Source organism: Pseudomonas sp. Z003-0.4C(8344-21) (assembly GCF_900104975.1).
Classification (GTDB): domain Bacteria; phylum Pseudomonadota; class Gammaproteobacteria; order Pseudomonadales; family Pseudomonadaceae; genus Aquipseudomonas; species Aquipseudomonas granadensis.
In genome coordinates this window covers 5,767,587-5,791,228 of record NZ_LT629756.1, presented here as the reverse complement: position 1 = coordinate 5,791,228, position 23,642 = coordinate 5,767,587, and the positions used below count along the sequence as shown (strand labels likewise).

Annotated in this window: 20 protein-coding genes; 10 read left to right on the top strand and 10 right to left on the bottom strand. The window is 59.1% G+C overall.

The genetic code is table 11. The annotated features are described in order from the left end of the window. The first annotated feature begins 5 nt into the window (after positions 1 to 5). Positions 6 to 2,279 carry a DNA topoisomerase IV subunit A gene (gene parC / locus BLU24_RS26050; RefSeq protein WP_093105452.1) on the top strand — a complete coding sequence of 758 codons (2,274 nt, stop codon included), beginning with the start codon at positions 6 to 8 and terminating at the stop codon, positions 2,277 to 2,279. 62 nt (positions 2,280 to 2,341) lie between these two features. Here parC and BLU24_RS27870 read toward each other — a convergent pair whose 3' ends face one another. After that, positions 2,342 to 2,518, bottom strand: a complete 177-nt coding sequence (locus BLU24_RS27870) for a hypothetical protein (protein ID WP_172833228.1) — start codon at positions 2,516 to 2,518, stop codon at positions 2,342 to 2,344. Here BLU24_RS27870 and BLU24_RS26045 point away from each other — a divergent pair. Next, positions 2,447 to 3,160: a PqiC family protein gene (locus BLU24_RS26045; protein ID WP_090280706.1), complete on the top strand. Its 714-nt coding sequence runs from the start codon at positions 2,447 to 2,449 to the stop codon at positions 3,158 to 3,160. The two genes, BLU24_RS27870 and BLU24_RS26045, sit on opposite strands and share 72 nt — an antisense overlap. A gap of 349 nt (positions 3,161 to 3,509) precedes the next feature. Here the strand turns inward: BLU24_RS26045 and BLU24_RS26040 are convergent, their stop codons facing one another. After that, positions 3,510 to 5,021 (bottom strand): AhpA/YtjB family protein, encoded by a 1,512-nt coding sequence (locus tag BLU24_RS26040; RefSeq protein ID WP_093106973.1) that lies wholly within the window; start codon positions 5,019 to 5,021, stop codon positions 3,510 to 3,512. Positions 5,022 to 5,154: 133 nt separating this feature from the next. Here BLU24_RS26040 and serB point away from each other — a divergent pair, with 133 nt between their 5' ends. Next, positions 5,155 to 6,369 (top strand): phosphoserine phosphatase SerB, encoded by a 1,215-nt coding sequence (gene serB, locus BLU24_RS26035; RefSeq protein WP_093105448.1) that lies wholly within the window; start codon positions 5,155 to 5,157, stop codon positions 6,367 to 6,369. Between the two features lie 170 nt (positions 6,370 to 6,539). Here the strand turns inward: serB and BLU24_RS26030 are convergent, their stop codons facing one another. The 4 genes from BLU24_RS26030 to BLU24_RS26015 form a co-directional block, all read right to left on the bottom strand. Then, positions 6,540 to 8,285 carry a molecular chaperone gene (locus BLU24_RS26030; protein ID WP_093105443.1) on the bottom strand — a complete coding sequence of 582 codons (1,746 nt, stop codon included), beginning with the start codon at positions 8,283 to 8,285 and terminating at the stop codon, positions 6,540 to 6,542. 67 nt (positions 8,286 to 8,352) lie between these two features. Beyond that, positions 8,353 to 9,213: an archaetidylserine decarboxylase gene (gene asd / locus BLU24_RS26025; RefSeq protein ID WP_093105439.1), complete on the bottom strand. Its 861-nt coding sequence runs from the start codon at positions 9,211 to 9,213 to the stop codon at positions 8,353 to 8,355. Then, positions 9,210 to 10,046 carry a thiosulfate sulfurtransferase gene (gene rhdA / locus BLU24_RS26020; RefSeq protein ID WP_093105434.1) on the bottom strand — a complete coding sequence of 279 codons (837 nt, stop codon included), beginning with the start codon at positions 10,044 to 10,046 and terminating at the stop codon, positions 9,210 to 9,212. Before rhdA ends, asd begins: the two co-directional genes overlap by 4 nt. Before the next feature lie 42 nt (positions 10,047 to 10,088). Further along, positions 10,089 to 11,627: an HDOD domain-containing protein gene (locus tag BLU24_RS26015; RefSeq protein WP_093105429.1), complete on the bottom strand. Its 1,539-nt coding sequence runs from the start codon at positions 11,625 to 11,627 to the stop codon at positions 10,089 to 10,091. A gap of 166 nt (positions 11,628 to 11,793) precedes the next feature. Between BLU24_RS26015 and motA the strand changes: the two genes are divergently transcribed. Both motA and motB read left to right on the top strand, forming a co-directional pair. Beyond that, a complete protein-coding gene (motA, locus tag BLU24_RS26010; RefSeq protein ID WP_024011357.1) occupies positions 11,794 to 12,645 on the top strand; it encodes a flagellar motor stator protein MotA in 852 nt (283 codons plus the stop codon). A gap of 3 nt (positions 12,646 to 12,648) precedes the next feature. Continuing rightward, entirely contained in the window at positions 12,649 to 13,689 is a 1,041-nt protein-coding gene (motB, locus tag BLU24_RS26005; protein ID WP_090280724.1) for a flagellar motor protein MotB, read from the top strand. Between the two features lie 252 nt (positions 13,690 to 13,941). Here motB and BLU24_RS26000 read toward each other — a convergent pair whose 3' ends face one another. The 4 genes from BLU24_RS26000 to rsgA form a co-directional block, all read right to left on the bottom strand. Further along, the gene (locus BLU24_RS26000; RefSeq protein ID WP_090280727.1) at positions 13,942 to 14,427 is read right to left on the bottom strand and encodes a toll/interleukin-1 receptor domain-containing protein; all 486 of its coding nucleotides are present in this window, start codon (positions 14,425 to 14,427) and stop codon (positions 13,942 to 13,944) included. Then, positions 14,427 to 15,386 carry a caspase family protein gene (locus tag BLU24_RS25995; RefSeq protein WP_093105425.1) on the bottom strand — a complete coding sequence of 320 codons (960 nt, stop codon included), beginning with the start codon at positions 15,384 to 15,386 and terminating at the stop codon, positions 14,427 to 14,429. Before BLU24_RS25995 ends, BLU24_RS26000 begins: the two co-directional genes overlap by 1 nt. A gap of 2 nt (positions 15,387 to 15,388) precedes the next feature. After that, positions 15,389 to 15,796, bottom strand: coding sequence for a TIR domain-containing protein (locus BLU24_RS25990; protein WP_093105420.1), 408 nt, complete (start codon positions 15,794 to 15,796; stop codon positions 15,389 to 15,391). Positions 15,797 to 16,005: 209 nt separating this feature from the next. Beyond that, positions 16,006 to 17,037 carry a small ribosomal subunit biogenesis GTPase RsgA gene (gene rsgA, locus BLU24_RS25985; RefSeq protein WP_093105416.1) on the bottom strand — a complete coding sequence of 344 codons (1,032 nt, stop codon included), beginning with the start codon at positions 17,035 to 17,037 and terminating at the stop codon, positions 16,006 to 16,008. Between the two features lie 107 nt (positions 17,038 to 17,144). On the opposite strand from rsgA, the gene orn reads away from it, so the two are divergent. The 5 genes from orn (at position 17,145) to BLU24_RS25960 (ending at position 23,568) form a co-directional block, all read left to right on the top strand. Further along, the gene (gene orn / locus BLU24_RS25980; RefSeq protein ID WP_053116764.1) at positions 17,145 to 17,687 is read left to right on the top strand and encodes an oligoribonuclease; all 543 of its coding nucleotides are present in this window, start codon (positions 17,145 to 17,147) and stop codon (positions 17,685 to 17,687) included. Between the two features lie 378 nt (positions 17,688 to 18,065). After that, positions 18,066 to 19,097 (top strand): hypothetical protein, encoded by a 1,032-nt coding sequence (locus BLU24_RS25975; protein ID WP_093105412.1) that lies wholly within the window; start codon positions 18,066 to 18,068, stop codon positions 19,095 to 19,097. Between the two features lie 65 nt (positions 19,098 to 19,162). Continuing rightward, complete coding sequence (locus tag BLU24_RS25970; protein WP_093105408.1) at positions 19,163 to 19,774, top strand: trimeric intracellular cation channel family protein; 612 nt, start codon at positions 19,163 to 19,165, stop codon at positions 19,772 to 19,774. Between the two features lie 159 nt (positions 19,775 to 19,933). Beyond that, complete coding sequence (locus tag BLU24_RS25965; RefSeq protein ID WP_093105403.1) at positions 19,934 to 20,971, top strand: hypothetical protein; 1,038 nt, start codon at positions 19,934 to 19,936, stop codon at positions 20,969 to 20,971. 395 nt (positions 20,972 to 21,366) lie between these two features. Further along, entirely contained in the window at positions 21,367 to 23,568 is a 2,202-nt protein-coding gene (locus BLU24_RS25960) for a DUF6543 domain-containing protein (protein ID WP_093105398.1), read from the top strand. Positions 23,569 to 23,642 lie beyond the last annotated feature (74 nt).

The window sequence follows — 23,642 nt, the reverse complement described above, 5'->3', positions numbered from 1 at the left end:
CCCGCATGAGCGACATCCTTGCAGACAGCTTAGACGGCGTAGAACGCCGGTCGCTGGCTGACTTCACCGAAAATGCCTACCTCAACTACTCCATGTACGTGATCATGGACCGCGCGCTGCCGCATATCGGCGACGGCCTGAAACCGGTGCAGCGGCGTATCGTCTACGCCATGAGCGAGCTGGGGCTGGATGCCGATTCCAAGCACAAGAAGTCGGCGCGTACCGTCGGTGACGTGCTCGGCAAGTTCCACCCGCACGGCGACTCGGCGTGCTACGAAGCGATGGTGCTGATGGCCCAGCCGTTCAGCTATCGCTACACGCTGGTCGACGGCCAGGGTAACTGGGGCGCGCCGGATGATCCGAAGTCCTTCGCCGCCATGCGTTACACCGAAGCGCGGCTGTCGCGCTATTCCGAAGTGCTGCTCAGCGAACTGGGCCAGGGCACTGCCGACTGGGGCCCGAACTTTGACGGTACCCTGCAGGAACCGCTGGTGCTGCCGGCGCGCCTGCCGAACATTCTGCTCAACGGCACCACCGGTATCGCCGTCGGCATGGCCACCGACGTACCGCCGCACAACCTGCGCGAAGTCGCCACCGCCTGCGTGCGCCTGCTCGACGAACCGAAAGCCACGGTCGAACAGCTCTGCGAGCATATTCAGGGCCCGGATTATCCGACCGAAGCGGAAATCATCACGCCGCGTGCCGACCTGCTGAAGATGTACGAAACCGGCAAGGGCTCGGTGCGCATGCGCGCCGTGTACCACGTCGAGGACGGCGACATTATCGTCACCGCGCTGCCGCATCAGGTCTCCGGTGCGAAAGTGCTGGAGCAGATCGCCGCGCTGATGCAGGCGAAACCGTCGAAAGCGCCGCAGATCGCTGACTTGCGTGACGAGTCCGACCACGAAAACCCATGCCGCATCGTGATCATCCCGGTCAACAGCCGCGTCGATCACGACGCGCTGATGCAGCACCTGTTCGCCAGCACCGAGCTGGAGTCGACCTACCGGGTCAACGTCAACATCATCGGTCTGGATGGCAAGCCGCAGTTGAAGAACCTGCGCGCGTTGCTGGTCGAGTGGCTGGAATTCCGCGTGCTGACCGTGCGTCGCCGCTTGCAATTCCGCCTCGACAAGGTCGAGCGCCGCCTGCACCTGTTAGACGGTTTGCTGATTGCCTACCTCAACCTGGATGAAGTGATCCACATCATCCGTACCGAGGAGCACCCCAAAGCCAAGCTGATCGAGCGCTTCGCCCTCAGCGAAATCCAGGCGGACTACATTCTCGATACCCGTCTGCGCCAGTTGGCGCGACTGGAAGAAATGAAGCTGCGCGACGAGCAGGACGAACTGCTCAAGGAACAAGCCAAGCTGCAAGCGCTGCTGGGCAGCGAAGCCAAGCTGAAGAAGCTGGTGCGCACCGAACTGCTCAAGGACGCTGAAACCTACGGCGATGACCGTCGTTCACCTATCGTCGAGCGCGCCGAAGCCAAGGCGCTGACCGAGCACGATCTGCTGCCGAACGAGAAAGTCACCGTGGTGCTGTCGGAAAAAGGCTGGGTGCGTTCGGCCAAGGGCCACGACATCGACGCCACTGGCCTGTCGTACAAGGCCGGTGACGGCTTCAAGACTTCGGCAGCGGGGCGTTCCAACCAGTTTGCGGTGTTTATCGACTCGACCGGCCGCAGCTATTCGGTCGCCGCGCACACCTTGCCGTCGGCCCGTGGTCAGGGCGAACCGTTGACCGGTCGTCTGACGCCGCCGCCGGGTGCCTCGTTCGAATGCGTGCTGATGCCTGAAGACGACGCGCTGTACGTGATCGCCTCCGACGCCGGCTACGGCTTCGTGGTCAAGGGCGAAGACCTGCAAGCCAAGAACAAGGCCGGCAAGGCTTTGTTGAGTCTGCCGAACAACGCCAAGGTCATCGCCCCGCGTCCCGTCGCCGACCGTGAACAGAACTGGCTGGCATCGGTCACGACCGAAGGTCGCCTGCTGATCTTCAAAATCAGCGATCTGCCACAATTGGGTAAGGGCAAGGGCAACAAGATCATCGGTATCTCCGGTGAACGTGTCGCCAGCCGCGAGGAATACGTGACGGACATCGCCGTCCTTCCGGAAGGCGCCACCCTGGTGTTGCAGGCCGGCAAGCGTACCCTGTCACTGAAGGCCGATGACCTCGAACACTACAAAGGTGAGCGTGGGCGTCGCGGAAATAAACTGCCGAGGGGCTTTCAGAGGGTCGATGCGCTGCTCGTCGAAAACCTCAATCAGGCGTCCTAGAGAGCTCGATCTACGATTTAACGCGTAGATCGACACTTTGGCGCTGGAGTCGGAACGCATATTCACGGATGATATGGCCTTTCAAGCGCCGGCGTGGCCGAGCGTTCTTCATATTTATTGAGTATTTTCACTGTGGTCAGCCTTGTGGCGGCCACCTGGACGGGATGATGACTGCTCTGCGCCTTCCTCTTTTTTTGTTGCTTGCCGGCGTTCTTGGCCTGGCGGGTTGCAGCGTACACCAGCCGGTGTCGCTGTATCAGCTGGACAGCGGAAGTCCGGCTCAGCCTGCGCAAAGCGCGGGTATGGCAGTTTTACTGGGGCCGGTAGTCGTAGCCGACTACCTGCAGCGAGAGACTTTGCTGCAGCGCCAGCCCGACGGCAGCCTGCAGGCAGCGACGGACGGTCGCTGGGCCGGCAGCCTTTCGTCGGATATCGATCAGTTGCTGATGCGTCAGGTTGCCGGTCATCTGGACAGCCAGCGTGTGGTGCTGGCGCCGGCGACGACCGGTTTCAATCCGGATGTGCAAGTCTTGCTGACCATCACGCGACTGGATTCCGGTGCCAAGCAACCGGCGATTCTCGACGCGCAGTGGCGCTTGATCGACCGTCGCGGTCAGGTGCGCGATAACCGCATCGTTCATCTGCAGGAGCTGCATGCCGGCAGCACCGCGTCGCAGGTGCAGGCCCAGGGCATCCTGCTGCAGCGTCTGGCCGAGCAGTTGTCGGTGGCGCTCAAGCCGTTGGCCAATCAGCCACCGGTGGCCGAAGCACCGCGCAAGCGGGACGCCAAACCGGCGGCACCAGCGGCCGAAGCTGAAAAGCAGCCGAAGATTCCGATGGCATCGCCGATTCGTACGGATATGGAAGTGTTTCGCTTCTAAGCCTGATTCGAGTCAAAACAGAGCCCGCCTTGTGCGGGCTTTGTTGTGTCTGGGGTTTGGTAGACAGGATCAAAAGCCCCTCACCCTAGCCCTCTCCCAGAGGGAGAGGGGACTGACCGAGGTGTCTTGCGTCATACGTCGATCTGAAAGATTTTGGCGATATAGATTCACAGTCAAGCGTTCAGGTCGGCGTCATTCTCGAATATCCCCCAATCAGTTCCCTCTCCCTCTGGGAGAGGGCTAGGGTGAGGGGCTTTTTGAGATGAACAAGACTCTAACAAACGCCACCCACAAAAAAGCCCGCAGACAATCCCTCATCTGCGGGCTTTTCGTATTTCAGGCCGGAAGCTTAAGCCCGGCGCTCATGCATCCGCGCCAGTTGCCGCTCGAGCATCGACGGATACGGTTCCATCAACCGTTCGACGCAGCAAGCACCCTCAGGGCTGGCGATCGGGCGGATCCGTGCACGCTGACGGATCAGCGCATCGTCACTGATCTTGCGCTCGACCAGCAGCAGGTTGCGGCTGTGTTGCGACAGCGCCAGGGCATCCTGCGCCGAATCGGTCAGCAGCAGGTCGATCTGGCTCAGGCCGAACAACTCGTCGCCCAGCGTCAGGCCCAATTGCAATTGCAGGGTGATGCCGCTGTCCGCGACCTCGATCTGCAACTGATGACCGAGTGCGCGCAGCAGTTCGCCGCAGCAGATCGCGTTGGTCAGGTAGTCGTCGCCGCAATCTTCGGTGTGGAACAGCATCAGTGTGCTGCCATCGTTCAGCGTTTCAATCTCGCCCTGATACAGCGAAGCGGCCTGCTCGAGGCAATCACGGTAGCGTTCCTGCAACTCTTCAAGACGCGCACGCGGCAAACGCCGCAGTTGCTCTTGCGAACCGAGCTGCACGGCCAGGACGGCGCTGTGCTGCGGCACGCTCGGCGTGGGCTTGCGCACAAGCGGTTGCGCCGGGGTATCGAGCGATTCGTCGCGCAGATCGGCAAACGCATCATCATCGTCATCGTCCTCGACGGTGCTGACCAGATGGCGCGGTGCAGGCTTCTGTGCGGCCATCGGGCGAGTTTCGTCGAAGCTTGGGTCGCGCAGATTGCGCACCTCGAATTCCGGCTCGTCTTCTTCGTCTTCGAACACCGGCTCCGGCTCCGGTTCCGGCGCGGGCTCCGGGGCGTAGCTGGCGTGCAGTTGCCGCGCCAGATCGCCGATTTCATCCTGACGATCGATCCCCGGCGTGTGTTCGTCGATCCGCCGCAGCCATACGCGCAACTGCAGCAAGGGTGTCGACAGATGCCGGCCCATGCGCAAGCTCAGGGCCAGCGACAGCGCCAGCAGAATCCCGCTGAGAATGCCCATGCTTTGCAGGCTGATGGTCATCGGCTGCTGGAACTGATCCATGTCCAGGCTGATGCGCAGTTGCCCGGCAGTCACGTCCTGGAAGGTGATCTTGCTCTCGTACAAACCTTCGGCTTCGCCCAGCAGGCTGTGCTTGGGGCGTTGACCGGATTCGGCGAGGATACGGTTATCCACGCTGTAGATCGCCGCGTGGGCCACCAGTTTGTTTTTTGTCAGGTTGTTGAGCAGCACATTGAGGCTGAGGATGTCGTTGGACACCAACAGCTCGGTGGCCGAAGTCGCGGTCTGCGTGGTCAGGCTTTCGCCCAGCGCATCGGCCTGCTGGTGCATGGCCTGCTTGAATTGCAGGCCCATCACCGCGGCATAGATCACCAGGGCCAGAGCGACCAGGATCACGTTATGGCTGGCAATGCGCAATGCAATCGGTACACGGCGGTGACGCAGTGCACGGAAGATCAGCAGGAAGAAGTTATCGGTTTTAACAGGCGTGGGCCGGTTCACTGAGCTCGGCTCTTTGTCCGTGAAGTTGACGCGCAGTATAGCGACAGGCCCCAGACCGGCAAAGCGCTGGCGGTGCCCGATGGTCACTGAAAGTGCGTAGAATGCGGTTTTTTTCCAGTTGCGGGGGTGCGCGTTGCGCGAAATCGTCCTGATTAACATCACGGGAGTCGACCGACCGGGTCTGACGGCGGCCATTACCGGTGTTCTGGCCCAGGGTGGCGTGACCATTCTCGACATCGGTCAGGCGGTGATCCACGACACCCTGTCGTTCGGCATCCTGGTTGAAATCCCCGACTCCGAGCAAGGCAAAGCCGTGCTCAAGGACATTCTGTTCAAAGGCTACGAGCTCGACCAGCAGGTGCGCTTCACCCCGGTGTCCGAAGCGGATTACCAGCAATGGGTGGGCAATCAGGGCAAAAAACGCCACATCGTCACGCTGTTGACCCGCAAGGTCACCGCCGAACAACTGCAGGCGGTCAGTTCGATCACTGCCAGATACGGTTTGAATATCGACCACATCGACCGTTTGTCGGGGCGGATGGCGCTGGACACTCCGGCCGATCAGGGCAAGGGCTGCATCGAGTTTTCCGTGCGCGGTGAGGCCGCCGACCCGCAAGCGCTGCGTGCGGAATTCCTCAGCGTTGCTCAGGAATTGAACGTCGACATCGCGTTCCAGGAAGATTCGCTGTTCCGCCGCAACCGGCGTCTGGCCGTGTTCGACATGGACTCGACGCTGATCGAAGCCGAGGTAATCGACGAGCTGGCCAAGGCTGCCGGTGTTGGCGATCGCGTCTCGGAAATCACCGAACGCGCCATGGCCGGGGAACTGGATTTTCGCGCCAGCTTCAAGGAGCGTCTGGCCTTGCTCAAAGGTCTGGACGTCAGCGTGCTCGATTCGATCGGCGCTTCGTTGCGTCTGACCGAAGGCGCGGAAACGCTGTTCGCCGAACTCAAGCGGCTGGGCTACAAAACCGCCATTCTGTCCGGCGGCTTTACCTACTTCGCCAAGCAACTGCAGGCCAAACTCGGCATCGACTACGTGTTCGCCAACGAACTGGAAGTGATCGACGGCAAGTGCACCGGCGTGGCAATCGAACCGATCGTCGATGCCCAGCGCAAGGCCGACCTGCTCAAGGAACTGGCGCACAAGGAAGGTTTGCGCCTGGAGCAGACGATCGCCGTGGGTGACGGCGCGAATGACCTGCCGATGCTGGCGATTGCGGGTTTGGGCGTGGCGTTCCGTGCCAAGCCGCTGGTCAAGCAGTCGGCGAAGCAGGCGATCTCGACGCTTGGTCTGGATGGCGTGCTGTATCTGCTGGGCTTTCGTGATCGTGACGGGCAGGTCTGAGTTTTCCATCGCCTGAATGGGCGCCATCGCTTGCAGGCAAGCTCCCACATTGGATCTTTGACAGTCCCACAATTCCTGTGGGTGCATGAGAACCAATGATGCTCACACAACCCTGTGGGAGCAGCTAGCGCTGCTAGCGATTGCATCGCCGCCGATCTGGCGGCGAGCATTCAAAGTGATTTCCACAACGAGTCAAAATCCTCTTCGCTACCGCCATTCTGCGCGGCTTCCAACGAGCGGTAGGCGAACTGGTTGAAGCTGTGCGTACTGGCCACGCGCCGATCCAGCCCGGCGCGATGCTCTTCGCCGTGGGTGTTGATCAGCACTTTCTGACCTTCCTGGAACGGCAGGCGCGGAGTCAATAGCGTGGCCGGCAAGTCGATTGCGCTGATCTCCGGCAATAGCAAACCGCGTAGATACTGGCTGTGGTCATCCTGTGAACGCACCAGTTGCAGCCCACAAGGCTGGGCATGCGGTGCGACCAGTTCGATGCCCATCTGCGTGCCGCTACCGCGCACCTGGCGGATCCAGCGAATCACCGCAATGCTCCAGCTTTGGCTCGCACTGTCGCGAATGCCGAGCATTTCCCCGGCCTGCAATTGCGCAGGCACTTCATTCGGCCATGCCAGGCAATAACCACCGGGGCTGTGATTGATCACCGGCAAAGCGTAGGTCGGATAATCCGCTGTGGCTTCGCTGCCCTCATCTTCGATCAACTGGTCGTACTGGATTTCTTCGTAGGGCAGATATTCATCATTGCTCTGCGGCGCCGCATCGAAGGCCTGGCTCCAGCTGTCCTTTTCGCCTTTGGCGACCACCTGGCTGAAATTCGCCGGACGCGCTCCGGGGTGCTTGAGCAGTTCGCTGAAGGTGCGTCCGCCACCGAGATAGAAGTGCAGCGCGCTCATGCCTACGCATACGGTCAGATTGCCCTGGCCGGCGGTGCGTTGAAAGCTGCGCTCGGCGGTCTGGCCCCAGGTGGCGTGCAAATGTTGCAGAGTATCGAGGCTGAGCCCGGCAGGGATCGGCAGTGCCGCGGCCGTTGGCTGATTCAGCTGCGCCTCGATGGCGCTCACCAGTGGTTGCGGATCGAAGCTGAGCAGGCTGCTGCGCTGCTCGCTGCGAAACATGCTGCGGTAACGCGGGCCGACATCCAGTTCGGCGCTGATCGCAAACAGACCGGTGTCCGGCCCGGCGGGCTGCAACTTGAGCAGCGCACTCCACGGCTCCAGCGCTTCGCCCAGCCGTGCAATCTGATTCTGGCGCAACTGATTGCACCGGGCGCTGCCCAGCAGCAGCGCGGCGATGTAGGTCTGTTCCGGGCTCAGTTCAGGCGTGAGGCTGGCCAAATCGTCGCGCACGCGTCGGTGTTGCAAATGCAGGTCAACCGCGCTGCGATAGAGCTGATGCAGTTCAAACCACAGCTGCTCCGGCGGCGCGCTGTACAGCTGGGTGGCGCGCAGCAGTTGGCCTTTCAAGGCATGCGCGGCCCGTTGCAGGGCGGTGCTGACCAGGGCTGCGCGCTCCTTGCGGTACTTCGTCGCAATGCGCAGGACGATCTGTATATAGCCGATCGCCAGATGGCCTTGCAGGGCCTGGCACAGATTGCTGATCTTGCGCGAACGCTCGTCGAGCATGATCGCCTGATGCAGAAAGTGCCGCTCCAGATGCTGACAGACGAAATACACCTCGGGCCGCAGCAATTCGAGCAAGGCGAGGCGGTTGTCGCTGGGCGTGAGCAGTTGGTTCAGTTCGCCAAGGCCCTGATACAACTGGCGCGCGGTTTCGCCGATGTTGGCTTTGGGCAGGCTGGCGATCCAGCGCTTGAGGTCGCGCGGGTTCGCTTCGCAAAATGACAGGCGCGGCTGACTTGGAGTCGGGGCACGCAGCCGGAGTGGGGAATTGGTCTGGCTCATGCCAAAAACCATAGCAGCAAATGGCGGGGTGCGGGAGCAGCGCAATGCTGCACCCGCTGCGCTCGAATCAGGCTTTTGGCAGTGCCAGACCCTGGCCCATTTGCACTGGCGAACCGGCCACCAGCTCTTCGGCCCATTTCACTTGATCCGGGCCAAACAGCACAATGGCGGTCGAACCGAGCTTGAAGCGCCCAAGTTCCGCGCCTTTTTCCAGATAAATAGGCGCACGCGCGGCTTCGTCGTAGCGGAAGGTTTTCAGTTCGCGCTTCGGCGGCGTGACCAGGCCGGCCCAGACGGTTTCGATCGACGCAACGATCATCGCGCCGACCAGGACGACGGCCATCGGCCCGCGTTCAGTGTCGAAAATGCACGCTACACGCTCGTTGCGGGCGAACAGTTCCGGCACATTTTCGGCGGTGGTCTGGTTGACCGAGAAGATCCGCCCCGGGATGTAGACCATTTCACGCAGAGTACCGGCCAGCGGCATGTGCACGCGGTGGTAATCCTTCGGCGACAGGTAAATGGTGGCGAAGTCGCCGCCCATGAACGGCGCTGCGTTGGCCGCGTCACCGCCGAGCAGCTCCAGCACGCTGAAACTGTGGCCCTTGGCCTGGAACACGCGACCGTGCTCGATCGGGCCGAGCTGGCTGACCGCACCGTCGGCCGGGCTGAGGATCGCGCCCGGGGTTGGGTCCAGCGGACGCGCGCCGTCTTTCAGGGCGCGGGTGAAGAAGGCGTTGAAGTGTTCGTACGCGGTCAGGTCTTCGACCAGCGCTTGCGACATGTCCACCTGATAGCGCTTGGCGAACCATTGGGTGAAGGCATTCTTGAACCAACGCACGCGGCACTCGGCAATACAGCCGGCCAGGCGCGACAGCAGGTGATGCGGCAGCAGGTACTGGCTGAGGATAAACAGACGCTCTTTCATTGATTTTCCTTGGAAGCTTGAATCTCGACAGGCGTGTCGGGGTGGTTGCCCCATTCGCCCCAGGAACCGGCGTAGCCCTTGACCCGCGGATAACCGAGGGACTTGGCCACCAGATACGTGAAGCCCGACCGGTGATGGGTCTGGCAGTGGGTAATGATTTCTTTGTCTTTGCTGATGCCGAGCTGTTCGAGGATCTGCGGCATGTCGGTGCGGATGCGCAACTGGCGCGCCTTGTCCATGCCGGCAGTCCATTCGAAATTGACCGCACCGGGAATGTGTCCGCCCTTGGCCGCGAGGACTTTTTCACCGGAATACTCCAGCGGGCCGCGCGCATCCCAGATCGCCAGATCGGCAGCGCCGAGGCGGCTTTGCAGGTATTCGCGAGTGGCCGTCGGCCCTTCATGCAGGGTCAGCGCCACCGGGCCACCGACGGCTGGCGGTACCTGAATCGACATCGGCAGACCGTCGGCCAGCCATGCCGGCAGGCCGCCGTCTATATAGTGGTATTTGTCGTGGCCGATGACATCGAGCAACCAGATGAAGCGCCCGGCCCAGCCGCCGCCCTCGTCGTCATACACCACGTACACCGCATCCGGGCGATGGCCGAGCTCACCGAACAATGCTTCCAGGTCGGCTTTCGCCGGCAGCAGGCCCGGCGCTGGCGGCTGGCCGAACTGGGTGCGTTTCGGGTCGACAAAACGTGCGCCGGGCAGGTGACCCTCGGTGTAGCGCGCAGGGCTGGTCAGGTCCACCAGGATCAGTTCCGGGGACTCGAGCCGCGGGAGCAGGTCGCTCGGCTCGATGACGAGCGGCAAGCCAGAGAAGTCAGACATGCGAGGTCTCCAGAGCACAAAGGGGAGGATTGTAGCGCAGCCTCATCGGCCACGGCTGCTAAAGCTGTGCAGGGCTTTTTCGATGCACTGCGCAGTCTTGGCGAAGGCTTGCACGGTGATGTCGGCGAATGGCCCGCCGCCCTGGTCGGCGACGACGATCATGATCACTCGGCCATTGTTGACCAGTGAGCGCAGGAATAGATGTTCGCCACGGAACAGCGTGCGCAGGCTCGCTGGCAACAGCGCGGAAAACTGCGCATTGTTTTCCGGGGTGATCCGCACCTGCGCCTGTTGCGTCAGCAGGCGTTGCAGCACTTTGCTTTGACTGACGACGAAACTCAGCGCGCCGGCCTCCTTCGGCAGGCCGGCAGTTTGCTGCACGCGCAGCGTCGAGTGCGTGCGGTCGGCCATCAGAATCATCACCCGGCGCATGCCGCTGGCCACCAGCGCATTGCGTGCGGCGACGGTCAGGCTCATGGCGTTGGTGAAACGGCTGGGTTCGGCGAGCAGTTCGGCGCATTGCCGACGCCACTGGCCGAGGTCGTCCGACGACGGTGCTGCCGCGGGCAGCATGCCTTCGGGCAAGCGTCGCGTGCCCCACGGCCAGAGCAGCGCAACTGCCGGGTGCCACAAATCCGGCATGGCGTGCTGCCGCGCGCTGTTCGCCGCTTGCTGGTGCAACTGCTGTTGCACCTCGTCCATGGACATCTGCAGGTAAAGGCTGGTCAGGTACTGCCAGCGTTCGCTGTGCGGACTGTCCCAGGCCTGATGCGCCGACAGCGCCAGCCCATTGGCCAGCAGCACGGTATTGGCCGGCTGATTGAGCCAGCGGCGCAGGGTCGGGTCATCGTCGAGGCGGTTTTGCTGGCGCAACGGATGTTCGCTGTCGCGGGCGATACGCAGCACCTGCACCAGTTCACGCTGTTCGTTGAGCAGCAGTTTATAGCCTTGCTGGACCCAGATCGGCAGACGCCAGGCCTCGACCAGCGCATCGGCAATTTTCAGCAGGCGTACGCCAAACAATTGCCTTTCGACGAGGTGCGCCGGTTCGCGTTTATGAATCACCCGCAGCTCCCATTCCTCAAGCAGTTGCGGAAAGGTCAAGGCCAGCGGCCACAGCGGCGAGAGAAACAGCAGGCTGCCCCAATGGATGTCCTGCCACAGCCGCGCCAGGCGACTGGCAAAAAAACCGTTGGCCTGTTGCGTCGCGTGCTGACTGATCAGCTGCAACTGGCGCAGGGCCTTGGGAATCTGCATCTGTGGTTCGGCGGGCAGGCGTGCGAGCAGTTCTTCGGTACGAGCAAGGCCGAGGCGGTTGATGGCGACCTCGAGATTTTCCGCCGGCGTGGCCATGGTGCCGTGGGTGTGACGATTGGCCTCACGCAGGATGCTCAAGGCCAGCGCCGGGCTGTCCTGCATAAGATCGGCGATGTCACGCAACGAGCTGCGATTGTCGCGGATCGCCCGGCAGACTTTGTCGTGCGCCGCTTGCGGGACGGGCAGACGGACGCTGTCGAGCAGCTTGACCCAGCCGTCGAGGGTGGTCGGTTTTGCGTGTGGGACGTTCGTTTCATTAGCCATGTCTGGACGGGATCTTCACTGACTGTAGACGCGCCCGGCATGGGCTAAATTGGCTTTTCGCCTGAACTGGCTATAGTCTGGCGCAGTTTTGCCGATAAGTAGAAGAAGAGATTTTTTAACTTCCGAATATGACCTTGAACCCGACTTAAACAAGTACCTTCTACCTATGGCTAAAATTATCGGCATCATCGTCGTATTCGCGAGCGTGCTCGGCGGATACGTGCTCTCCCACGGCAAGATTGCCGCCCTGATCCAGCCCTTCGAGGTGATGATCATCGGCGGTGCGGCCCTCGGCGCATTCCTCCAGGCCAACCCTGGTTATATGACGATGCACGTGCTCAAGAAATCCCTGAGCATGTTCGGTTCGCGTTTCACCCACACCTTCTATCTTGAAGTGCTCGGGCTGATCTACGAGATCCTCAACAAGAGCCGCCGCGAAGGCATGATGGCGATCGAAGGCGACATCGAAGATGCCGCCGCGAGCCCGATCTTCGCCAAGTACCCGGCGGTGCTCAAGGATGAGCGCATGACGGCGTTCGTCTGCGATTACCTGCGCATCATGTCCTCCGGCAACATGGCTCCGCACGAACTGGAAGGCCTGTTCGACATGGAGCTGTACAGCCTCAAAGAAGACCTCGAACACCCCTCCCACGCGGTCAACGGCATCGCCGACGGCATGCCCGGTTTCGGTATCGTCGCGGCGGTACTCGGTATCGTGGTGACCATGGCCTCGCTGGGCGAGGGCGACCAGGCGTCGATCGGTCTGCACGTCGGTGCGGCGCTCGTCGGTACGTTCTTCGGTATTCTCGCGGCGTACGGTTTCTTCGGCCCGCTGGCGCACTCGCTGGCTCACGATGCCAAGGAAGAACTCAACGTCTACGAAGCCATCAAGGCCTCGCTGGTGGCCTCCGCTTCCGGCATGCCGCCGTCGCTGGCGGTCGAGTTCGGTCGCAAGGTTCTGTATCCGGCCCACCGTCCAAGCTTTGCCGAGCTGGAACAAGCCGTTCGCGGTCGTTAAGAAATGGAAAATAATCAGCCGATCATAGTCAAGCGCGTCAAGCGCATTGCCGGCGGGCACCACGGCGGGGCGTGGAAAATTGCCTTCGCCGACTTCGCCACCGCGATGATGGCGTTCTTCCTGGTGCTGTGGCTGCTGTCCACGGCGACGCCGGAGCAGAAAATCGCCATCGCCGGTTACTTCAAGGACCCGGTCGGCTTCTCCGAAAGCGGTACGCCGTACATCATCGATCTGGGCGGCACGCCGACCCTGGCGCCGGAAAACACCCTCAACCCGGAAGTGAAGTCGCAGCCGCAGCCCGACAAGGTCACGGTCGACACCGAGCAGGTTGAAGGCATGGCCGAGCAGGTCGAGAAAGAGCGTCTGGAGCTGTTGTTGCAAGAATTGCAGAACAAGGTTGACGAGAACCCGCAGCTGCAGAAATTCAAGGACCAGATTCTCTTCGAAATCACGCCGAACGGCTTGCGCATCCAGATCATGGACGCCGAGAACCGGCCGATGTTCGACTCAGGTTCCGCACGCCTGAAGCCGTACTTCGAAGACATCCTGCTGGCGATGGCCGACACCATCAAAGCGGTGCCGAACAAGATCAGCATCAGCGGTCACACCGACGCCAAGCCTTACATCGGCAGCGGCGACTACGGCAACTGGGAGCTGTCGGCCAACCGCGCCAACGCCGCCCGGCGTGCCTTGGTCGCTGGCAGCTACCCGGATGCGCAAGTGGCGCGGGTGGTCGGTTATGCCTCGTCGGCGCTGTTCGACCGCGAGAACCCGTTCAACCCGGTCAACCGCCGTATCGATATCGTCGTGCTGACCAAGAAGGCCCAGGCGGCCATCGAGGGTGCGCAAGGTGCCGATGCTGCCAAGCCGGCGGATCAGAGTCAGAACGGTGCTGCACCGGCGGCGCCTGCTGATCCGAACGCGTTGCCGGCGGATCAGCAACCGGTGCCCGCGCATGAACTGCGTGAGCGGCTGAATCTGTTTGATGATGCCGCGCCGAAGCCGGCTGAGCCGGGTGGGGCGGTGCCAGCGCCGAAGCAGTGATTGTTAAAAAAACCGACAGTGATGTCGGTTTTTTTTGCCTGATTGTTTCGGCTTGAGGATTACTGTGCCGCGAAGATCGCAGCCCCTCACCCCAGCCCTCTCCCGAGGGAGAGGGAGCCGATCTCCGGTATCTCAGAACCAGAGTTCGACCGTGATATCTCGGGTCGGCGTACCCCTTGAGCGCGGCGCGGTCAGTCCCCTCTCCCTCCGGGAGAGGGCTAGGGTGAGGGGCTCTTCAGGCATGACAATGGTCTAGAACCCGCGCCGAATCCGGTTCTTCAGCTGTTCATGAAAGAACTCGGCATTGCGCTTGTAGCTGCCCTTGATCGATTCATTGATCGAATCCAGCGCCATCGAGCGTTTGCTCATGACTTCATCGCGATAGGCGTCGATGAAAAAATCCAGATCGCTGTTGGTGCTCAACTTCGGCCATTTATCCAGATACAGCGGCAGCTCCGCCGGGCCGGTCTTGAACGAGCAAATCCGTCGGTTGCTGATGGTCGCTTCGCCAATCTCGAACGGCACCCACCACGACAGCGCCGTCTTCTCTGAAACCACTGCCAGCAAATGCGTGCACTCGGTGATGTTGCGCGTGATCACCCCGGTGATGTCATCGGTGGTCTGCGATTCCGGGTCGAGCACGTCGAGGTAAGTCTTGATCTTCGCCTGGGTCAGGCGGGTATTGATAGCGATCGCGTGGGCGCGGTCCATGTGGCGGTAGCTGATGAATACGGGCATCAGAAATGTCCTTTAATGGCGAGTTCACGGTAATACGCACCGAGGGCCGTCAGGCGGCAACCGGTGGAGTGGAGGGCGGCGTAGTACATGTGTTCGGCGTCGACCGGCTCGATCAGGCTGTGGCGGTTGCATTTCTGCAACTGAGCGAAGATCTCGCCATGCTCGGCCACGAACGTCGCTTCGGTGGGTTCGTAGCTGGGGTCCAGTGCGAACACCGACTCGGCTTCGGCGAACCAGTCCGGCAATTTGCGCAGGATTTCCTTGGGAATCAGCGGCGAGACCTCGCGCAGGGAAATGAACTGCGAAACATTGGTCTTGAAGACCGGCCGCTGCTCCCAGGCATCCAGAGCGTTGTCGACAAAGGAATACAGGCTGCCGGGGGTGATCTTGCCAAGAATGTTCGCCGCGCCTCCGTGCAACGCTTGCAGCAGCAGACCGGTAAACACCCCATGCTGCGCGCCTTCCATGGCCGGCTCCTCTTTCTTGCAGGCAGTCAAAATGCTCATGCCTTCGCCGATGGTGCTGCTTTCGCTGCGCAAGGCGCGCACTTCGCCGGCCGAACCGCTCTGACAGCAGTCGAGGATGATGACCTTGTTTTTGATGCGCGTGGCTTTGGTCGCCCAGTTGAGAATGTCGCTGATGCGGATGCCGTCTTTCGCGTTGCGGTAGTCCTGCGGTATCAGCATGCCCTCATCGGTGCCGGCATCAAAGCCACCGTGACCGGCGAAATACAGCAGGGCGACATTGCAGTCGCCGGAAAACAGCTCGCGGATCTGATCCTCGAGTCTCTCGCGGCTCAGATAATCTTCGGCAGACGTCAGCACGACATTCTTGAAATTGGGGTCGCCATTGGCGTTGGTCTTGAGCACCGAAGCCATGGCCATGGCGTCGTTGCAACAGCCGCTCAATCCGGAAATATTCGAGTAATCGTTGATGCCGATAAACAGTCCCTTGCGCATGCTCACACCGCCGTATGCAGGCGAATCGCACTGACGATGCTGTTGGTGTTCCAGGCGCATTCGGCGTGTGCGGCGTTGCGCACCACGGTCGAGATGCGCTCGGCGCCGAACGGTTTGATCGCAATGATCACTTTGCCCATGCGTTTGGCGATCTCGATTTCCTTGTTGATCCACTTGCTGTAGGTCGAATACATGCCAGCCATGATCAGCACCGCCGAGCAGGAACGAATCTTGTTTTCGATGGCTTGCTCAAGCTCCTGATCGGTGCGGGCATCAAGAATCGGATTGTGCGTAGGCACTGAAAAATTCTTGTAGGTAAAACCCGGTTTCGCATTGAGCAGGCGCACCAGATTGTCGTGGGCGTGGGCGTAGCTCCACGAATGGCTGATGAACAGGTGATAGGTTTGCATGGCGTTCCTCGGAGATCGCAAGAAGCGAGAGAGGAACCGAATGTAGGCATCTGGAACGCGCTCACAAGGTCTGCGCGGCAAAACAGAAACGTCTTGCAAACAGGCGTGCGAACGCCCTACAGCCAAGTCTGACGTTTAAAAGAAGCGGTTGAGATCAGGCTCAGACTGACACGCGGCAGCCCCGCGCAAGGGGCTGCCGACAGGCCTGTTTAATAGCCGTTTTCAGGCAGGCTGGCGATGATCGAGCGGTAGCTGTTCATCCGTTGCTGCTGGATGCGCCCGTCTTCCAGCGCCTTGAGCAGCGCACAGCCCGGTTCGCGGTCGTGCTTGCAGTCGCGGAAACGGCAGGTGCCGAGCAAATCGTCGAATTCGATGAAGCCGGCTTCAACATCGGCACGGCTGACGTGGCCGAGGCCGAATTCGCGGATGCCCGGGGAGTCGATCAGTTCGCCGCCGCCAGGGAAGTGGAACAGCCGCGCGGTGGTGGTGGTGTGCGTGCCCTGGCCGGACAACTCGGACAACGGCCCGACCCGGGTTTCCACCTCGGGCAGCAAGCTGTTGACCAGCGATGACTTGCCGACGCCGGACTGGCCGACGAATACGCTGATGCGCCCGTCGAGCTGTTTCTGCAGCTGTTCCATGCCGTTGCCGTGGTGCGCGGAAACCTCCAGCACTGGATAACCCAGCGTGCGATAGACCGCCAGCAACGCGTTGAGCGCAGGCGCGTTCTGCTCGTCGATCAAGTCGAATTTGTTCAGCAGCAACAACGGACGGATGCCAGCGTGTTCGGCGGCCACCAGATAGCGGTCGATCAGGTTGGCATGCGGCTCGGGCAGCGGCGCGAAGACGATGACGATCATGTCAACGTTGGCCGCTACTGGTTTGAGCTGGCCACGGCTGTCCGGGCGGCACAGTTCGGTGCTGCGCGGCAATTGCGCGACGATCACGCCGATGCCCTGGTTGCCGGCGCGCCAGACGACTTTGTCGCCGGTTACCAGCGCCGGCAGGTTGGCGCGCAGGTGGCAGCGAAAGACCTGGCCCGCCAGTTCGCCGTCAACGGCTTCGACTTCGACCTGCACGCCGAAGTGCGCGATCACCAAGCCGTGTTGTTCAGGGCCGAGGTCGCCGCCCTCGAGGGCTTCGACCGCCGAGGACTCGCGTTTGGCGGCGCGGGCGGCGCGCTCGCCCTGAATCTTTTCGATGCGCCAGTTTTGACGACGATTGAGTTGGCGTTTGGCCATGGGTGTTCCGTCTGAAGAATGCAGCGATTAGGTAAAACGGCCGCGAGTTTAGCACGCCCGGGCAACGGCCTAGGCTAAACTGCGCAGCATTGCCTAGGAGCCCGAATATGCAAAACCCGCAGAACCTGATCTGGATCGACCTGGAAATGACCGGTCTGGACCCGGACAACGACGTCATCATCGAAATGGCCACCATCGTCACCGACAGCGACCTCAACACGCTGGCCGAGGGGCCGGTGATCGCTATCCACCACAGCGACGAAGTCCTCGCGCGCATGGACGAGTGGAACACCCGCACCCACGGCAACTCTGGCCTGACTCAGCGTGTGCGCGACAGCCGCATCAGCATGGCCGAAGCCGAAGCCGAAACCATCGCCTTCCTGGAGAAATGGGTACCGAAAGGCAAATCGCCGATCTGCGGCAACAGCATCTGCCAGGACCGTCGCTTCCTCTATACCCACATGAAAGCGCTGGAAAGCTACTTCCATTACCGCAACCTCGATGTCTCGACGCTCAAGGAACTGGCCGCGCGCTGGGCGCCGGACGTGCGCGACAGCTTCAAGAAGGGCAGCACGCACCTGGCGCTGGACGACATCCGCGAATCGATTGCCGAGTTGCAGCATTACCGCAAGCATTTCATCAAGTTCTGATGGGGTTTGTGCAGGAGCTGCCGCGGGTTGCTCCTGCATTGGAACGTGTCGCTCGCGCCGTGTCGTGCCAGCGTAAAACGGGTTGGTGGCGCTTGCCGCTGATCGTCGCATTTGTCGCAAATGGCCTGCCGTAAAACTTTCGAAGCAGTTGTTATCTATTATTACTGTTGTGAAAGGCTGTGCTTGAGTGTTGAACGGAGTTTAATTCGCATCGAACTGTAAGTTCAGGTTCGTCATTTTCAAAAAAAAAGTGATGATCGGTTTTTTTGTTTTTTATTACACATTTCCAATGCGGGTCAGATTTGCCTCGTGCTATTACTTTCGCTCTATTTCGAGTTGCGAAGTGTTCGAAACTCAAGTCTGGCAAGGAAGAAATTCATGAGTGAACAGTTGGATTCATTACAAGGTCAATCCGACCAGTCGGGTGCGGCGGAAAGTATCGGTAGTTTGGCCGTGAAGTTTGACGCAGGTGGATTCAGTCGAAACAAAGTTCTATATGCCAATGGGCGCATGCAGGTTAAAGTCCAGGTCGTAGTCTCTGGTCTGGATCGCGATGGTGATGTCGTTGCGGTTTCCGACGAGGTCATGGAGAGTATTCGTCTCATTCACTATGACAGCGGCAGGACCTTGCGCAACGGTTGGCAAGCCAGCACGGAGCAGGGCCGTTTCACCCTGGCGGTAACGCAGACCGCCACCTCCACCGTTGCGGATGATGAGGATAACGGAGGCGAGGATTCTTCGGGCCAGCGCCGGGTCCGCACGTTTTGGGTTTCCAGCGAAAATGTCGAAACCATCCAGATCGGTGCGTCCATAAAGTTTGATAACACAATTATCCGCAGCAACGGCACAACGCTTTCGAGCAGGCATGACAGCAGCGTCAGCGTTGAGGCCATCCTGCCAGTTACCTATGCGGTGGAGCAATTCCGTTGGGAGGGCGTCTGGTATGACGGTGGGTTTAGAAACCAGCGTATTTACAAGTACTACCTCGGCCTGTATCCAGGTTCGCGACAAATAAAATTGGTGGACTGGATTGCTGAGGGGTCTGACAAGAACGTTGTTTTTGCCTTTGGTAATAAAACCAAAGGATGGAACGCAGCGTTCCAGGCAGGCATTATTGTCCGCCCTGACCGGCAAAGTATTGACGTGTCGTTACCGTATAGCGACGTCGTCGGATGGACGCCAGACTCCATCAGAAATATTTATCATGAGAAGGACTACGAGGTTCGAGTCAACGACCGCATCGGAGAACTGACTGTTGTCCAGTTACTGTCTCCAACTGCACGAGACCAACCGCCGGTCGATAGATCGGAAGTTTTCCGCTTTACCGCTCTGGATCAATTTGGTACGGAGCATAAGCTGGCTATCCGCACTGACTTCAAAGAACGAAGCTTCAGGCTGGAACGAGGCTAACGTCATCTCTTTTGATACCGGTGCGAAGTGGCTAGACTGCGCGCCTCTCTGCCGGGATCGCCGCCATGTTGCTGATGCTCTATCTGATTGCCATTACCGCTGAAGCCATGACCGGGGCTTTGTCTGCCGGTCGTCGCGGTATGGACTGGTTTGGTGTGGTGCTGATTGCCTGCATCACAGCGTTGGGTGGCGGTTCGGTTCGTGATGTGCTGCTGGGGCATTACCCGCTGACATGGGTAAAACACCCGGAATACCTGGTGTTGACCTCGGTTGCGGCAATGTTCACCGTGTTCACCGCGCGCTGGATGCGCCACCTGCGCTCATTGTTTCTGGTGCTCGATGCAGTCGGTCTGGTGGCGTTCACCCTGATCGGCTGCATGACCGCGCTGGAAATGGGCCACGGCATGCTGGTGGCATCGGTCAGCGGGGTAATCACCGGGGTATTCGGCGGCATTCTTCGCGATATTTTCTGCAATGATATTCCATTGATCTTCCGGCGCGAACTTTATGCGAGCGTGTCGTTTGCTGCGGCGTGGTGTTACATGCTGTGTCTCTATCTTGACCTGCCCAGCGAACAGGCCATTCTCATCACTTTGTTTGGCGGATTCCTGTTGCGTCTGCTGGCGATTCGTTTTCATTGGGAAATGCCCAAGTTTATTTATAACGATGAGCACTGAGTATTCCTATTTGCAGGCATAACGCCGTAGCTCGTCGAAGATATTGCAAAGGTATGTTTCTTACATTTTTCATTTTGCCGATTTTTTTAAAGTGATGTATTTCTCGGTGTGGCATCTGCGATGTCAGCCGTTAATGCATCTCTTAAAAGGATTTTCGTCATGAGTGAAAGTATCGAAACTGCAAGCGACCAGCCAGATATCCCTCCCGTACTCGAAGCTATTGCCCGTTTCAGGGTCAAGTTCGATGCCAGTGATAGTAGTTACAACAAAACGCTGTTCGGTAATGGCCGAATGCAGGTCAAGGTACAAGTGCTGGTTTCCGGGGTGGACGTCAATGGCAGCGCAGTACACATACCCGCCGATGTAATGGAAAGTATTCAGCTGATTCATTACAACACAGGGAATACCTTGCGCGACGGTTGGACGGCCAGTACCGAACAAGGGCAATACACTCTTGAAGCGCCAGGCTCGTCCAATAATGCAAATGTTGTGGACGACGGATCAGAAGATGACAGCCTGCATCCGCAGGTCCGCACGTTCTGGGTGTCCTCAGCGGTCGCCGGCACCACCCAGGTTGCTGCCCGCTTGCTCCTGAATGGGGAAAAGATTCTCAGTAACGGCACCACGCTTTCCAGCGTTCATGACAGCAGTGTCACCCTTGAAGCAAAAGCGCCTGTGACCTACGCCATTGAACAATTCCGCTGGTACCAGACCCGTCGCGGCAATGAGCACTATGGCAATCGTATCTTCAACTATTATCTGGGACTCTATCCGCATGGGCAGCAGATCAAACTGGTCGATTGGATAGTAGATGGAGTCGAAAAAGGTGCCAATCATCTGTTTGCAGGGGGGAATAAACTCAACGAACCGAAAACAAATTATATGAAGGTCTTTCTGGTTAGCCCTGAAACGAAATCCTTATTTGTATCCTTGCCGGCGAAAGGTGATCCTTTTGCGTATGCCTTTTTCCCTGATGCCCCGTCCTGGAATGACGAGAATTATCAAGTAAGGGTCAATGATCATGACGGTGAGCTGACCGTCATGCAGGCCCTTTCCGAATATTCGATAACGACCGGGAAGGCAAGCAAGTACGGAGGCTCCCTTCACTTCATTGCCATTGATGAACACGGTACTGAGCATAAGCTCTCGATCCGAGTCAACTTCTACGAGCGTAACTTATACCTGGAACGAGGCTGACCCCAGACCTCGCTGATGCAATGTCGGCGTATGTAATAGATGTATATATCCTTGATTGCTCCAGCTGTCGGTAAGCTGTGATGTTAAATGACCGGGTATTGCATCAATGGTGCTTTACTTATATCCGGCGCTGGCCCCTCTGTTTTGGGGGCCAGCGCAACACCCCTCAAGGATGAGCACTCATGGCTGGAAAACCGCCAAAAAACAAACCTGTTTCTCTCCCCATCAAAACGCCCGACTCAATTGCGGACGGGCTGCATAGGCCTCCGGTGGCTTCCGCAACTTCACCGCTTCCAATACCGCATCATTCGCTGCCATCGCCACCCTCACCGAGGCCAGGCAGCGTCACGGTGCGGCCTGCAAACCTTATGGTCACGGCCCCTATTGATCCGGTCATGAGCGAGGGTGTCATGCTGACCGCGAAGTCTTCGCTGGGAACTTACGGGCTACCTACACCTGAATACTTTGGCCAAGCGGATGCACAGGGCATCCTGTCACTGAAACAGCGCCAATATGTTGCTGTTACCGATGACATTATTGTGCAAGTGGTGGTGGACGCCGAGACCGGTCTGTTTCGTGCTAAACAGGCGCGAGAGCTGAAGCCTTCCGGTCCATTGATGACGCGCGACAGCGAGGGGCGATATTGGCTTGCGCTGGAAAGTGGCGACGTCATCTTGCCGAATTCCTCAGTCGCGCAAATCGCAGAGCTGTTTCGCCGTGCAGGAGGTTCCGTCACGCAATTTTCAGACATTACCGTTGCACGCGTGCTCGCAGTCACCGGAGTTGACGTACCCGTGTTAAGTGATGTGCTCGCTCGCAAGCTTCCTGCGCCATTTTTGCTGGAGGACTCCGTCAGACGATTCGAGCTTGACCAGCAAATTCAGGCAATAGCGCGAACAGCCGATGAGCGCTTGACGCGCTTCAAATCCATTGAAGATGCGTTTGAGGCCGACTGTGATGAAGTTACCTTGCGCATGCGCCGTTTTTTTCCGGAACTGCCGAAAACCGCCGCTCAGGCAATCTGGCGCGATACCAGTGCTGCCGAGCGTTTGCATATGCACAACCAACCGGGCCTGCCGCGATCAGTAGCAGAACAGGCACTGTTGGCGTTGCGAGACGTGCGGCTGGCGAGAGCGTGCGAAGGCATTTATCTAGACTCGGTATCGAGCCTGGACAGTGACCTGCTGGTATTGCAGATGATCGGGCGTCTTGCTGCCTGGCCCCCGACGGTGCGTGTGGAGATCAGGCAACGCGTGGATGGCGACGTTTTGAGTGCTATTGGCGACGCCCGATCAGCGACTCGTCATGTACTGATCCGTCAACAGGAAGGCTATGTCACCCAGCACAGCGGAGAACGGTTACCTTTTCAAGTGAAGGATTTGTACTCAGTGGTCTGGGGGCTGTTGCTCCCTCACCAGCGTCAATTGCTGGGCATCAGTGACGCTCCGGCGATGCGGCGGTTGATCCGTGCACAGCCGTTGCCATCACGCCAGGCTGTGAGCGAATGGCTGGGGCTCGGGCCGTTGCCGAGCGATGTCACTCGTGCCACTGCGCAGCACAGGCAAGCGGGACAGTTGCGAGGCGGTGGCGGCGGCGACCCTGAATCACCGAAGTCCTTTGAGGATCGTGTACGCGATCTTTATCCGCAGCTTTCGGATGAGGAGGTGAGTTCGTTTGTCGCAGAACGCTTGAAAAGTAATCCAGCCGGCGTATTGACCCGCCTGGAAAAAGAATTTGCGACATTGCGTGATGAATTGGCGATATGGAATGCCAATGGGGCATCACCTCATGCGCAAACGTCGGGACCAGAAGGCGCGCCAGCCGCCGCCGGACAACGCCAGGCTCGCGAGCAGTTCAGCGCAAAGCTGCAGGATATCTGGCAGCGCAAGTCGGTTTCGAAGTGGGGGTACGGTGACTTTCATTTCTCTTATCATGTCGATTTTTCTGATGAGTTACCAACGTTGTCCGCCAGATTTGAGTATGTAACAGAGTTAATCTTGACCGTAAAACAACCGGGTGCACGGATCGGTGAGTTTCTTGACAGTTTTCCAGGTATCCAATATTTGATGGTTACAGGCGTAAAGATGGAGGCGTTTCCATTAGGGATATTTCAAATGCGCCAGTTGCGCCAACTTACGCTGGGCGAGTGCTCGCTCAAACTGTCTGAAGCCACGGCTGAGGGTTTGTCCAGAATCGAAACACTCAATTTGTTGAATCTTGCGAAAAACCCTCTGACAGTCGCTCCGCATGTAGGCTACATGACAGGTTTAGCCGAATTGATGCTGTATGACGCAAATCTTTCCAGCATTCCTACGGGCATAGACAGGCTTAAGGAACTTCAGGTCCTGGCATTGCAGGGTAATAATATTTCCGACGTCGGAAATGAATTGTTCGAGATTCCGGATACGCAGGATTTATACGTTGGCTTATTCAATAATCCGCTCAGTAGCGTAACCAGGCAACGGATTAATCATTATCTGGAGAATTCCAGCCTGGATCGGAAGCTGGAAATCCAGACCGAGGATGTGGTTTCAGATTCTGACTCCGAGAGTGAGTCCTCGGAGAGCGGATTTTCCACAGGTTCGGACAGCGACTGAACATTTGTGAAAGTAACGGGATCTTTTTCTCATAACATACCCCGACAAGATTAAACTGTATGGCCGCTCCCTTT

Excerpts from the sequence above, each read along its gene's own strand:
- parC (WP_093105452.1), top strand. The coding sequence starts at position 6 with ATGAGCGACATCCTTGCAGACAGCTTAGACGGCGTAGAACGCCGGTCG.
- BLU24_RS26045 (WP_090280706.1), top strand. The coding sequence starts at position 2,447 with ATGACTGCTCTGCGCCTTCCTCTTTTTTTGTTGCTTGCCGGCGTTCTT.
- BLU24_RS26030 (WP_093105443.1), bottom strand. The coding sequence starts at position 8,285 with ATGAGCCAGACCAATTCCCCACTCCGGCTGCGTGCCCCGACTCCAAGT.
- asd (WP_093105439.1), bottom strand. The coding sequence starts at position 9,213 with ATGAAAGAGCGTCTGTTTATCCTCAGCCAGTACCTGCTGCCGCATCAC.
- rhdA (WP_093105434.1), bottom strand. The coding sequence starts at position 10,046 with ATGTCTGACTTCTCTGGCTTGCCGCTCGTCATCGAGCCGAGCGACCTG.
- BLU24_RS26015 (WP_093105429.1), bottom strand. The coding sequence starts at position 11,627 with ATGGCTAATGAAACGAACGTCCCACACGCAAAACCGACCACCCTCGAC.
- motA (WP_024011357.1), top strand. The coding sequence starts at position 11,794 with ATGGCTAAAATTATCGGCATCATCGTCGTATTCGCGAGCGTGCTCGGC.
- motB (WP_090280724.1), top strand. The coding sequence starts at position 12,649 with ATGGAAAATAATCAGCCGATCATAGTCAAGCGCGTCAAGCGCATTGCC.
- BLU24_RS26000 (WP_090280727.1), bottom strand. The coding sequence starts at position 14,427 with ATGCCCGTATTCATCAGCTACCGCCACATGGACCGCGCCCACGCGATC.
- BLU24_RS25995 (WP_093105425.1), bottom strand. The coding sequence starts at position 15,386 with ATGCGCAAGGGACTGTTTATCGGCATCAACGATTACTCGAATATTTCC.
- BLU24_RS25990 (WP_093105420.1), bottom strand. The coding sequence starts at position 15,796 with ATGCAAACCTATCACCTGTTCATCAGCCATTCGTGGAGCTACGCCCAC.
- rsgA (WP_093105416.1), bottom strand. The coding sequence starts at position 17,037 with ATGGCCAAACGCCAACTCAATCGTCGTCAAAACTGGCGCATCGAAAAG.
- orn (WP_053116764.1), top strand. The coding sequence starts at position 17,145 with ATGCAAAACCCGCAGAACCTGATCTGGATCGACCTGGAAATGACCGGT.
- BLU24_RS25975 (WP_093105412.1), top strand. The coding sequence starts at position 18,066 with ATGAGTGAACAGTTGGATTCATTACAAGGTCAATCCGACCAGTCGGGT.
- BLU24_RS25970 (WP_093105408.1), top strand. The coding sequence starts at position 19,163 with ATGTTGCTGATGCTCTATCTGATTGCCATTACCGCTGAAGCCATGACC.
- BLU24_RS25965 (WP_093105403.1), top strand. The coding sequence starts at position 19,934 with ATGAGTGAAAGTATCGAAACTGCAAGCGACCAGCCAGATATCCCTCCC.
- BLU24_RS25960 (WP_093105398.1), top strand. The coding sequence starts at position 21,367 with ATGAGCGAGGGTGTCATGCTGACCGCGAAGTCTTCGCTGGGAACTTAC.